The organism is Nocardia rosealba (assembly GCF_020216065.1).
GTDB lineage: Bacteria > Actinomycetota > Actinomycetes > Mycobacteriales > Mycobacteriaceae > Nocardia > Nocardia rosealba.
Map to the genome: position 1 here is coordinate 221585 of NZ_JAIWNA010000001.1, position 10733 is coordinate 232317.

Sequence of the window (10733 nt, forward strand, 5' to 3'; positions counted from 1 at the left end):
CGAAATCAGATACCCATACCCTGGGCGAGCAGCGGCCACGAATCGTGCAGCGCCTGCTCCCAGTAGGGCCAGTAGTGGGTGCCCATCGGGGTGAACTGGTAGGTCGCCGGAATGCTCAGCGAATCCAGCTTGGCCTTCAGGTTCTGGCTGCAGGCGTTGGTCGCCGCCTCGATGCCCACACCGAGGCCGAGGTTGATCGCACCCATCGGGCCGGGGGCGTTGCTGAGGTAGTACTCGACATCGGCGTTGGACGGCATGCCGCTACCGCTGGAGATGTAGAGGTTGGTGCCGCGCAGCTTCTCGGCGTTGATGACCGGGTCGTTCTCCACCCAGGCCGGGTCGTTGTCGGCGCCGTACATGTTGGCGGTCTTGCCGCCCGCCCAGGTCTCCACCGAGAACTTGACGGCCTGCTTGCCCAGCGGGTCGGCGATCTGCGCGCAACCGCTGTAGGCGGCCACCGACTTGAACAGGCCCGGCTTGGCCTCGGCCAGCTGCAGCACCGAGGTGCCGGAGGTGGACAGGCCGGCCAGCGCGTTCAGGCCGGTCGAGTTGAGGGTGCTGTCGAGCAGCGGCGGGAGCTCTTCGGTGAAGAAGGTCTTCCACTTGTTCAGGCCCAGCTTGGGGTCTTCCTGCTTCCAGTCGGTGTAGTAGCTGCCGCGACCACCGATGGGCTGGATGACGTTGACCTGCTTGTCGGCGAGGAAGCCGAGCGCGTTGGTCTGGGCTGCCCAGCTCGCGGTGCCCTCACCGGCGTCGAGGCCGTTGAGCATGTAGAAGTTGGGCGCGGGCTGCGACTCGTCGACGGGGCGCTGCACGTCGATGGTGATGTCTTTCTTCATCGCCGCCGAGTACACCTTCAGGTGCCAGGTGCGTCCTTCCTTGACGACCGAGGTCACCGAGGATGCCTTCTCCGGCTGGGCCGAGGCGCCACCGGCGAGCGCCGCCACCGACATGGCGGCGGTCAGGGCCACGGCCGTCGTGCGCAGCGCGGCGACATTTCGTAGTGCAGAAAGTTTCATCGAACAGTCGGTTCCAGTCCACGGGCCGTGTCGGCGCCGTCATCGCAGTTGGTCCCCGCGCACCGGGTATAGCGCCCGGTGGCGACGAGGCTGTCAGATCCTCCGATATCCTATGTCCTCCCCGAGAGTGAAACTGTTACGAGTCCCAATCTGTGGACTTAACGGTCGCGCAATAACCGCCGGTGAATCGGAAATATCGGGGAAACCGGGCGATCTTAGGGTGACGCCATGGGTATAGAGGTCAGCGGATTATCCAAGTCGTTCCGGGTGGGGCGCGACACCGTGCACGCCTTGGATTCGGTCGACCTGCACACCGCCGACGGCGCGTTCCTGTCGTTGCTCGGCCCGTCCGGGTGTGGGAAGTCGACCGTGCTGCGGATCCTGGCCGGCCTCGACGAACCGAGCGCGGGTACCGCGCGGATCAACGGGCACACTCCGGCGCAGTTGCGTGGTTCGCACGAGCTGGGGATCGCGTTCCAGGATTCGGCGCTGCTGCCGTGGCGCAGTGTTGTGTCGAATATCGCGTTGCCCTTGCAGGTGGCGGGGCTGCCCGTGGACCGGGAGCGGATCGCGGAACTGGTCGCGCTGGTCGGGCTGGAGGGATTCGAGAAGGCCAAGCCCGCGCAGTTGTCGGGTGGGATGCGTCAGCGGGTATCGATCGCGCGGGCGCTGGTGGTCGAACCGTCGGTGCTGCTGCTCGACGAACCGTTCGGTGCGCTGGACGACATGACCCGGCAGCGGCTGAACCTGGAACTGCTGCGGATCTGGACCGAGCAGCCCGCCACGACGCTGATGGTGACCCACGGCATCGGCGAGGCGGTGTTCCTCTCCGACGTGGTCGCGGTGATGAGCCCGCGACCGGGGCGGGTGCTGGAACTGGTAGAGATCGATCTGCCGCGGCCACGCACGCCGGAGATGATGCGCACGCCCGAATTCCACAAGCTGCACGACTACCTCTCGGAACTGTTGTTCGGGCGGGCGGGCGTGGCATGACGGCCTCGGGTACCGGCGAGCGTTCGGTGCCGGGTGGGCGCCTGTGGGTCGGCGGTGCGCGGTTCGCCGGGGCGCTCGGTGTGACGGCGTTGATCGTGTGCTGGTGGGTGCTCGCCGCCGCGGGCGTCGCGGGGGGAACGGTGCCGACGCCGTGGCAGGTGCTCTCGACCATGTGGTCGGACGGGTGGGCACTGTACGGGCCGAACTTCCAGGTCACCGCGGGTGGTGCACTGCGTGGCTTCCTCTGGGGCAATGCCCTCGCGATCGGGATCGCGGTGGCGATCATGCTGGTGCCGCGCGTCGAACCCCTGGCCACCCAGCTCGCCATTCTGAGTTACTGCACGCCGCTGGTCGCGCTCGGACCGATCATCCTGGTGGTGTTCGGCGGGCGCACGCCGACGGTGTTCCTGGCCGCGATGTACTGCTTCTTCACCACGATGGTCGGCGCGGTGAGCGGGCTGCGCTCGGCCGACCCGGCGAGCCTGGACCTCGTACGCGCCTACGGCGGCGGTCGATGGCAGCAGCTCTACCGCGTGCGAGCCGTCGCGGCGCTGCCGAATACGTTCGCCGCGTTGAAGATCGCGGCGCCGTCGGCGGTGCTCGGCGCGATCATCGGTGAGTACCTCGGCGGTGTGGACAGCGGGATCGGGGTGGCGCTCACCGCGGCGCAGACCGCCTACAACGTGCCGCGCACCTGGGGGATGGCGTTGGCCGCGGCAGCGCTGGCCGGGCTCGGATATGTGCTGATCGCGCTGCTGGCCCGGGTGGTCGCACCGTGGACGAGTGTGGAGGCGAAACGATGACGGTGTTGCGCGGCCTCGGGCGGTTCCTGTTCCCGCTGGTCACCTCGCTGCTACTGCTGCTCGTGATCTGGACGTTGTTCCTTCGGGCGTTTCCGCAGATCGGCCCGCGGGTCGGCAAGACACCCTCGGACATCTGGGCCTACCTGGTCACCTCGCCGGGTGCGCCGACGGCCCGGCAGGCGATCCTCGACGATCTCGCGATCACCCTGGCCGACGCCGCCGTCGGGTTCACCGTCGGCATGGTCGGTGCGATGGGAGTCGCGGCGCTGTTCGTGCTGTATTCGGCTGTGCGACAGACCTTTATGCCGGTGGCGATGCTGCTGCGGTCGGTGCCGCTGGTGGCGCTGAGCCCCATCGTGGTGCTGGTGTTCGGCCGCGGGACGACGGGCGTGACGGTGCTGACGGCCATCGTCGTGTTCTTCCCCGCGCTGGTGATGATCATGACCGGTCTGCGTGAAGCACCGAGGCAGGCGATGGAATTGGTGACGGTATACGGCGGCTCGCGATGGACCGGGCTGCGGATGGTCGCGGTGCCCGCCGCGCTGCCGTCGATTTTCGCCGCCGCGCGAGTTTCGGTGCCCGGCGCGCTGATCGGCGCGCTGCTCGGTGAATGGCTGGGCAGCGGAACGGGTTTGGGTGCCGCTCTGGTGCGTGCCATTCCGATGTTCCAGTACAACCGGCTGTGGGCGTCGATCGTGGTCGTCACCGTGGTGTCGGTGGTGCTGTACGCGCTGGTCGGGGTGATCGAAAACCTGGTGCTCGCCCGATTCGGGGTGAGGCGGAAAGAATAGTCGCGGAACCTGGCGGCAAAGAAAACGAAACGCGACGAATCTAGCGTCTGCGTATGAACAGTATCGACCGCCGTAGTTTCCTTCGCTTTTCCGCGCTCACCGGCGCCGCTGTCGGCGGTGCGAGCGTGCTCGCCGCATGCGGGGGTAGTTCGGCGACTTCCGGTTCCACCGACGACGGCTCGAAATACGGCAAGGTCGCGGTGCAGTTGTCGTGGATCAAGAACATCGAATTCGCGGGCGAGTATTTCGCCGATTCGCGCGGGTATTTCAAGGAAGCCGGATTCGGAACGGTAGATCTCATCGCGGGTGGTGCGGCGAGTACCTCTGTGGAGGCCGGTCTCGACACCGGGAAGGTGTGGATCGGCCTGTCCGCCCCGCAGACCACCGCGCCCGCCGTGCTGGAGGGATTGCCCGCCAAGATCGTCGGCGCGACGTACCAGAAGAATCCCTTCGCGATCGTCAGCGCGGCGGGTAAGCCGATCAGATCCCCGGCGGAGATGAAGGGCCGCAAGATCGGTGTGCAGGACACCAACCAGCTGATCTTCAGCGCACTGCTGGCCGCCAACGGCATCGCGCCCGGCGAGGTGACCGTGGTGCCCGCCCAGTTCGACCCGACCCCGCTGGCCAACGGCGAGGTGGACGGCTGGGTGAGTTATGTGACCAACGAGCCGATCACCTTGGCCGCCAAGGGTTTCGCCAACGACCACTTCCTCTTCGCCGACTTCGGTCTACCGCTGGTGGCCGAGACCCTGACCGTCGCCCAGTCGACCATCGACAACGAACGCGACAAACTCAAAGCCTTCCTCACCGCCCAGATCAAGGGCTGGAAGGACGCCGTCGCCGACCCCGCCGAGTCGGCCCGCCTGGCGGTCGAGGTGTACGGCAAGGACCTCAAACTCTCCCTCGACGAACAGATCAAGGAAGCCACCGCCCAGAACGACCTGGTCGTCTCGGCCGCCACCCGCACCGACGGCCTGCTCACCATGTCCGACGCCCTGATCGAACAGAACATCGCCGCCCTGCGTACCGCCAAGATCGACATCAAGGCAGACCAGCTCTTCGACCTGTCGATCCTCCGCGAGATCTACGCGGAGAACCCCTCCCTCAAGTGACCCGCGGCGCCGGCCGCGATCTATATCGCCATGCCCACCGAGGTCGAGGTGTCGAAGTCTCGGTGGGCGGCCAGGCGCAGGCCTGCGCGCGAGGCGAGGAAGTCGGCCGTGATGAAGACGGCGGTTTCGGCGGGGGTGCGTGGGCCCGCTTCCAGCCCGGCGGGGACGTGCAGCCGGGACAGGGTCGGCTCGTCGAAGCCGCCCGCGCGCAGGTCGTCGAGGCGACGGGCCTGGTCGGCGGGGGTGCCGAGGGCCGCGAGGTAGCCGAGCTCGGGCAGGCGAAGGGCAACGGTGAGCAGGGGAATCTCGAAGCGCGGCTCGTTGGCGAGCACGACAATGCCTGTGCTGCTGTCGATTTCGCCTGCGGCGGAAAGCGTGTTCAGGTAGCGGTGCGGCCAGTCGACGACCACCTCGGCGCCGGGGAACGACGCCGGGTCGGCGAACTCGGGGCGCGAATCGCAGATGCTCACCCGGTAGCCGATCATCCGCGCCTGGGCGGACAGGGTGGCGGCGTAGGCGTTGGCGCCGAAGATGAGCAGGCGCGGCGGCGGGCAGTAGGAGGCGACGAACAGGTCCGACTCGGGCAGGGCGACCAGCTCGGTGGCGTGTTTACGGTCGGTGATCAGGTGCTGGCCGATGACGTCGGGATCCTGGTTCCACACCACGGTGAACACGGTGACCCGGCGATGGGCCTGAATGTCGGCGGCGACGGTGGGGAATTCGGGGAAATCGCGGCAGGAGAACGGTTCGACGAAGATGTCGACGAGGGTGCCGTCGTCGGAGGACGATTCCAGCCCGGTGAGTGTGCTGTAGCGGCGTAGTTGCCGGATGCCGGTGCGCGCGGCTTCCATCGCCGCCTCGTACACGGTTTCTTCCAGCCTGCCCGACGCGATGGATCCGAAGACTCCGCCGTTGGGGGTGACGAGCATTGCCGAACCGATCGGCAGGGAGCTGGTTCCGATGGTGCGGACTACCGTTGCCAGGCCGCCGGTAGCGCCCGAATGCCACACTCGCAGAAGGTCATCGACGATATCGCGCATATCTCAAATCTCCGATCACCGTGCGTCGACTTCCGGGAAATCGCGATCGGCCCCTGTCGCCAAGTCGTCGCACGTGACGCACACCATATCCTGTCGGGTACCCAAATAGGAACCTGCCCCCGCATCCCCAACGGCGGCAGTGTAAATGGCTTCCCAGTGCTTGTTCTCTATCACAACTGGATGGCCCGGAGTGTCGTGGAACACACCACGAGCCAAACCGCTCTCATTCTCGCGGGCCGCGGCGAGCACTCGGGCCACCACTTCGGCACCGATATCGGGGGTGTCGACGGGCCGGAAGGCCACATATCGGGTACCTGCCCGCGCCGCCTCGGCCAACCCCGCGCGCACCGTCGCCGACAGTCCCCTGGCCCAGTCTGCGACCCAGTGCCATCGAGTGCCGGGTGGCAGGTTCAGTGCCGCGGGGTCGGGGCCGGTGGCGCCGAGCAGCACGATCACCGGGTCGCAGCCGCCGTCTCGCAAGGCAGTGATCGCGGCGGTGAGCCAGGCACCGTTTTCGGCGAGTGCCTTGGGTTTGCCGTAGCGGGTTCCGGCGCCCGCCGCGAGGACGATGCCCGCGCACGAGTCGTGCGTGAGCGCTTCGATCCGGGGCATGCAGGTGAAGGTAATGGCGCAATGTTGCCGGTCGATTACGGCCGGGGAGCGCGCGGGCGACGACACGGGTACGTCGGCGGTCGGCTCGAGTGGCGGGCCGCCGACATTGGGGAGATGCTGGATCGATGACTAGGGAAGCGATCGGACTCGCGGGCTTCAACTCGTTGCCCGACGACGCCGCTGAGCAGGCATTGCTTGCCTGTTGCTCGTCGCCGCGCTGGGCGCGGGCCATCGCCGCCGCCCGGCCGTACCCGACTCTGCTGTCCTTGCTGGATGCCGCCGACGTGGCCGTCGACATGCTCAGCGAGGCCGATATCGATGCCGCGCTCGCCGGGCACCCTCGCATCGGTGACCGCGCCACCGGCACCGCCGCCCACGAGCAGTCCGGCGTCACCGGCGACGACGTGCGCGCACGGCTGGCGGAGGGCAACCGGGCCTACGAGGAGAAGTTCGGGCACATCTACCTGGTCTGTGCGGCGGGCCGCGACGGTGAGGAATTGCTCGCCGTGCTGCGGGCACGTCTGGAAAACGATCCGACGACCGAAAGGCAGGTTATGCGAAGGGAATTGGCGAAAATCAATCTGCTGCGCCTTATCCAGCTGGTGGCGTCGTGACCGGGCTGAGCACGCATGTGCTCGATGCCGTACGCGGAGTCCCCGCCGAGGGGGTCGCCGTGTGGTTGATGCGCGGTGAGTTGCGGCTCACCGAGGCATTGACCGATGCCGACGGGCGAGTGAAAGAGCTCGCCGCCGGGCTGAATCCGGGCGAATACCAGTTGTACTTCGATACCGGCAGTTACTTCGCGGCTCAGGGCGTCGAGACGTTCTACCCGGAGGTCTGTATCGCTTTCACCGTCGGCGAGCAAGCGCATCTGCATGTGCCGCTGCTGCTTTCGCCGTTCGCCTATTCGACCTACCGAGGGAGTTGAGCCGTGGCACTGACCGGCCCGATCATGTTGACCGACAACCGATACGGCAAGGCCGAGAACCGGGTGGTGCGGTTCTACCGGGAGAACGCACGCCACGAGATCCGCGATGTGAATGTCACGACCACCCTGCGGGGTGACTTCGAGGCGGCCTATACCGAGGGCGATCAGCGGCAGGTGCTGCCGACCGATACGCAGAAGAACACGGCCTTCGCCTTGGCGAAGAAGGTCGGTCTCGACACCGTCGAGGATTACGCGATCGCGTTGGCGAGGCATTTCCACGAGACCGTCGAGCCGGTCAGCAGCGCTCGCGTCGATGTCGAATCCTATGGCTGGCAGCGGGTTTCGATCAACGGTGCCGAACACGATCACACCTGGGTGCGGCAGGGTCCTGAGGTGCGCATCGTGGCGGTGACGGCCGCCGATGCCGGAACCTGGCTGATCGGCGGGATCAAGGATCTCGTGCTGCTCAAGTCGACCGGGTCGGAATTCGCCGACTTCCTCGTCGACGAATACACCACCTTGGCGCCCACGAACGATCGCGTCCTGGCCACCTCCCTCGACGTGCATTGGCGATTCGCCGACATCGATGGCATCGACTGGGACGAGGTGTTCGCCGGTATCCGCGCCACCCTGCTGGAACTGTTCGCCACCACCTATTCCCGCGCACTGCAGCAGACCCTCTACGCGATGGGAACCGCTGTGCTGGAACGTTTCCCGACGCTCGCCGAGATCCGCCTGTCGGCCCCGAACAAACACCACTTCGACTACGACCTCGACCGATTCGATATCGAGAACAAGGGTGAGGTGTTCTGGGCCGCCGACCGACCCTACGGTTCGATCCACGCGACCTTGCAGCGTGCGGACGCACCCGACGCCGGAACGGCGTGGTCGGCGTGAGCGGGCGGGGTGTGGTCGCCGTCGGCGGCGCGGCGGGTCCCGGGACGGTCGTGCGTGCGATGCGTAGTGGGGCGAGGTGGTCGCGGTGAGCGCGCCGGATCTGGTTGTCGACGGGTGTGCGGTAGTCACTGTCGACGCTTCCGGGACCGAATATCGGCGCGGGTGGGTTTCGTTGCGCGGCAACAGGATCGAAGCGCTCGGGGAAGGCAGGGCACCGGCGTTCGGTCCGGAGACCGCGCGGATCGACGGGCGGGGTTGCTTGCTCACGCCGGGATTGGTGAACACCCATCACCACCTCTACCAGTGGATCACCCGTGGGCTCGCCGCCGACAGCACCCTGTTCGAATGGCTGAAAACCCTGTACCCGGTGTGGGCGCGGATCGACGAGAAGTCGGTGCGGGTAGCCGCGACCGGCGCTCTGGTGTCGCTGGCCCGTACCGGTTGCACCACCTCCGCCGACCACCACTACCTGTTCCCGCACGGTGGTGGCGACCTGCTCGCCGCCGAGATCGCGGCCGCCGCCGAGGTGGGGTTGCGCTTCCATCCCACGCGCGGGTCGATGGACCTCGGGCAGAGCAAGGGCGGGCTGCCGCCCGACGACGTGGTCGAGTCCATCGACGACATCCTCGCCGCGAGCACCACCGCGATCGAGCAGTGGCACGACCCCTCGCCCGACGCCATGGTGCGCATCGGCCTCGCCCCCTGTTCCCCGTTCTCGGTGACCGCCGATCTGATGCGCGAATCGGCTGCCCTGGCGCGCTCGGCCGGGGTGCGGTTGCACACCCACCTCGCCGAAACCGTCGATGAGCTGGACTTCTGCCGCGAGAACTTCGACTGCACGCCCACCGAGTACATGGAACGGCTCGGCTGGCTCGGCGACGACGTCTGGTACGCCCACGGCGTGCACCTCGACGACCACGCGATCTCGGCGATGGCCCGCACCGGCACCGGCATCGCCCACTGCCCGACCTCCAACGGCCGCCTCGGCGCGGGCATCGCCCGCACCGCCGACCTGGTCGCGGCGGGCATTCCCGTCGGCCTCGGCGTCGACGGCGCGGCCAGCAACGAATCGAGTTCGCTGATCGAGGAGCCACGCAACGCCCTCCTCTACGCCCGGGCCGTCGGCGGCCCCCAGGCGATGACGGTGCGCGGGGCACTCGAACTCGCCACCATGGGCGGTGCCCGCGTCCTCGGCCGGGCCGACGACATCGGCTCGATCGAACCCGGAAAACTCGCCGACCTCGCCCTCTGGCGCCTCGACACCCCCGCCCACGCGGGCATCGAAGACCCGGTCGTCGCCCTGATCCTCGGCTCCGCACCGCCACTGGCCGCCCTGTTCGTGAACGGTCGCGAGGTGGTCCGCGACGGCGTGGTCACCACGGTCGACGAAGCGGCCGTCGGCGCCGACGTCGCCCAGGCCCAGGCCACCCTCCTCGCCGGAGCCTGATCCCCGGAACGCGCCGATCAAGATCACCACGCGCTGGTGGTGGGACCTACTCGGCCGATGCCGCCACCACAGGGTGGTGATCGGGCGACCAGGTGCGGAACGCGGGTGGAGGGGCACACTGGAGGGTGGATATCGGGTTTACCGTGGCGCAATCTCGAGTGGGTGTCGCGCAACATCGTGGCAACTCGCCGCCCCTAGTGTGGCTGGTGAGGTAAGCGAGGTGGATGTGGATCTGGATACCGTGCGGGAGGTGGTGCTCGCTCGCCGGCGCGCCGATTTGGCGCAGGTCGGGGCGGGGAGCGCGGTGCTGGCCGGCGGGACCTTCCTCTACTCCGAACCCCACGATCACCTCGACCGGCTGATCGACATCACCACGCTGGGCTGGCCGTCGCTCGTCGAGACCGCCGAGGGCCTGGAAATCGCCGCGACCTGCACGCTCGCCGAGTTCGCCGGTGCGCGTCCCGGTCAGGAACTCGGCTCGAAGACCCTGCGGCCGGATTGGCCAGGGACGGAATTGTTCGCGCGGGCATGCCGGGCTCTGCTCGCCTCGCACAAGATCTGGCGCACGGCGACGGTCGGCGGAAACGTATGCCTCTCCCTGCCCGCCGGTGCCGTACTCGGCGCGCTGGTCGCGCTCGACGCTGACGCGGTGGTGTGGCCACGTGAGGGTGGTGACCGGCGAATCGCGTTGCGCGACTTCGTGACCGGCCCTGGAACGAATGTGCTGCCGTCGGGATCGGTGGTTCGCTCCTTCGTCGTCCCGGTGCGTAATCTCCACGCGCGCATCAGTTTTCGGAAGATCGCGTTGGCTCCGCTCGGGCGTTCCGGTTGCGTTGTGATGGGCAGGCGTACAGCGGACGCCTGCGCACTGACGATCACGGCGGCGACGACCCGGCCTGTCGTCCTGGAGTTCGGCGGTCCGCCGAGCGTGGACGCGCTCGCCTCCGCGCTCGCCGAGATCCCACCGAACATCTGGTTCGACGATCCACACGGCGCACCGGACTGGCGCAGACACGTCACCCACCTGCTGGCGACCGAGGTTGTCGCCGACCTGGCGGAGGGCCGGTCGTGAACCCGGCGACCCGGTACGA

At 67.7% G+C, this 10733-nt stretch carries 12 protein-coding genes; 9 read left to right on the forward strand and 3 right to left on the reverse strand.

What is annotated here, in order from left to right:
* Positions 1-5: 5 nt before the first annotated feature.
* Entirely contained in the window at positions 6-1019 is a 1014-nt protein-coding gene (locus tag LDL21_RS01010; RefSeq protein ID WP_225278443.1) for an alpha/beta hydrolase, read from the reverse strand.
* A 228-nt stretch (positions 1020-1247) separates the two neighbouring features.
* On the opposite strand from LDL21_RS01010, the gene LDL21_RS01015 reads away from it, so the two are divergent.
* From LDL21_RS01015 to LDL21_RS01030, 4 genes are read left to right on the forward strand one after another with little or no spacing between them, the layout of a single operon-like run.
* The gene (locus LDL21_RS01015; protein ID WP_225278444.1) at positions 1248-2012 is read left to right on the forward strand and encodes an ABC transporter ATP-binding protein; all 765 of its coding nucleotides are present in this window, start codon (positions 1248-1250) and stop codon (positions 2010-2012) included.
* Positions 2009-2815 carry an ABC transporter permease gene (locus LDL21_RS01020; RefSeq protein ID WP_225278445.1) on the forward strand — a complete coding sequence of 269 codons (807 nt, stop codon included), beginning with the start codon at positions 2009-2011 and terminating at the stop codon, positions 2813-2815. The genes LDL21_RS01015 and LDL21_RS01020 overlap by 4 nt, the downstream gene beginning before the upstream one ends.
* Positions 2812-3606: an ABC transporter permease gene (locus LDL21_RS01025; RefSeq protein ID WP_225278446.1), complete on the forward strand. Its 795-nt coding sequence runs from the start codon at positions 2812-2814 to the stop codon at positions 3604-3606. The genes LDL21_RS01020 and LDL21_RS01025 overlap by 4 nt, the downstream gene beginning before the upstream one ends.
* A 53-nt stretch (positions 3607-3659) precedes the next feature.
* A complete protein-coding gene (locus LDL21_RS01030; protein WP_225278447.1) occupies positions 3660-4718 on the forward strand; it encodes an ABC transporter substrate-binding protein in 1059 nt (352 codons plus the stop codon).
* A gap of 20 nt (positions 4719-4738) precedes the next feature.
* Here LDL21_RS01030 and LDL21_RS01035 read toward each other — a convergent pair whose 3' ends face one another.
* Positions 4739-5758: an XdhC family protein gene (locus tag LDL21_RS01035; protein WP_225278448.1), complete on the reverse strand. Its 1020-nt coding sequence runs from the start codon at positions 5756-5758 to the stop codon at positions 4739-4741.
* 15 nt (positions 5759-5773) lie between these two features.
* Positions 5774-6436: a nucleotidyltransferase family protein gene (locus LDL21_RS01040; RefSeq protein ID WP_372462120.1), complete on the reverse strand. Its 663-nt coding sequence runs from the start codon at positions 6434-6436 to the stop codon at positions 5774-5776.
* A 59-nt stretch (positions 6437-6495) separates the two neighbouring features.
* Between LDL21_RS01040 and uraD the strand changes: the two genes are divergently transcribed.
* From uraD to LDL21_RS01065, 5 genes are all read left to right on the forward strand, one after another.
* Positions 6496-6984: a 2-oxo-4-hydroxy-4-carboxy-5-ureidoimidazoline decarboxylase gene (gene uraD / locus LDL21_RS01045; protein WP_225278449.1), complete on the forward strand. Its 489-nt coding sequence runs from the start codon at positions 6496-6498 to the stop codon at positions 6982-6984.
* Positions 6981-7298, forward strand: coding sequence for a hydroxyisourate hydrolase (gene uraH, locus LDL21_RS01050; protein WP_067484762.1), 318 nt, complete (start codon positions 6981-6983; stop codon positions 7296-7298). The genes uraD and uraH overlap by 4 nt, the downstream gene beginning before the upstream one ends.
* A gap of 24 nt (positions 7299-7322) precedes the next feature.
* Entirely contained in the window at positions 7323-8195 is an 873-nt protein-coding gene (gene pucL / locus LDL21_RS01055; RefSeq protein ID WP_225279190.1) for a factor-independent urate hydroxylase, read from the forward strand.
* Between the two features lie 76 nt (positions 8196-8271).
* Positions 8272-9642: an 8-oxoguanine deaminase gene (locus LDL21_RS01060; RefSeq protein ID WP_372462121.1), complete on the forward strand. Its 1371-nt coding sequence runs from the start codon at positions 8272-8274 to the stop codon at positions 9640-9642.
* 220 nt (positions 9643-9862) lie between these two features.
* Positions 9863-10714, forward strand: coding sequence for an FAD binding domain-containing protein (locus LDL21_RS01065; protein WP_308017105.1), 852 nt, complete (start codon positions 9863-9865; stop codon positions 10712-10714).
* Positions 10715-10733: the final 19 nt, after the last annotated feature.

What these genes read in the sequence shown, in the direction of transcription:
- LDL21_RS01010 (WP_225278443.1), bottom strand. Translation starts at nt 1,019, where the DNA reads ATGAAACTTTCTGCACTACGAAATGTCGCCGCGCTGCGCACGACGGCC.
- LDL21_RS01015 (WP_225278444.1), top strand. Translation starts at nt 1,248, where the DNA reads ATGGGTATAGAGGTCAGCGGATTATCCAAGTCGTTCCGGGTGGGGCGC.
- LDL21_RS01020 (WP_225278445.1), top strand. Translation starts at nt 2,009, where the DNA reads ATGACGGCCTCGGGTACCGGCGAGCGTTCGGTGCCGGGTGGGCGCCTG.
- LDL21_RS01025 (WP_225278446.1), top strand. Translation starts at nt 2,812, where the DNA reads ATGACGGTGTTGCGCGGCCTCGGGCGGTTCCTGTTCCCGCTGGTCACC.
- LDL21_RS01030 (WP_225278447.1), top strand. Translation starts at nt 3,660, where the DNA reads ATGAACAGTATCGACCGCCGTAGTTTCCTTCGCTTTTCCGCGCTCACC.
- LDL21_RS01035 (WP_225278448.1), bottom strand. Translation starts at nt 5,758, where the DNA reads ATGCGCGATATCGTCGATGACCTTCTGCGAGTGTGGCATTCGGGCGCT.
- uraD (WP_225278449.1), top strand. Translation starts at nt 6,496, where the DNA reads ATGACTAGGGAAGCGATCGGACTCGCGGGCTTCAACTCGTTGCCCGAC.
- pucL (WP_225279190.1), top strand. Translation starts at nt 7,323, where the DNA reads ATGTTGACCGACAACCGATACGGCAAGGCCGAGAACCGGGTGGTGCGG.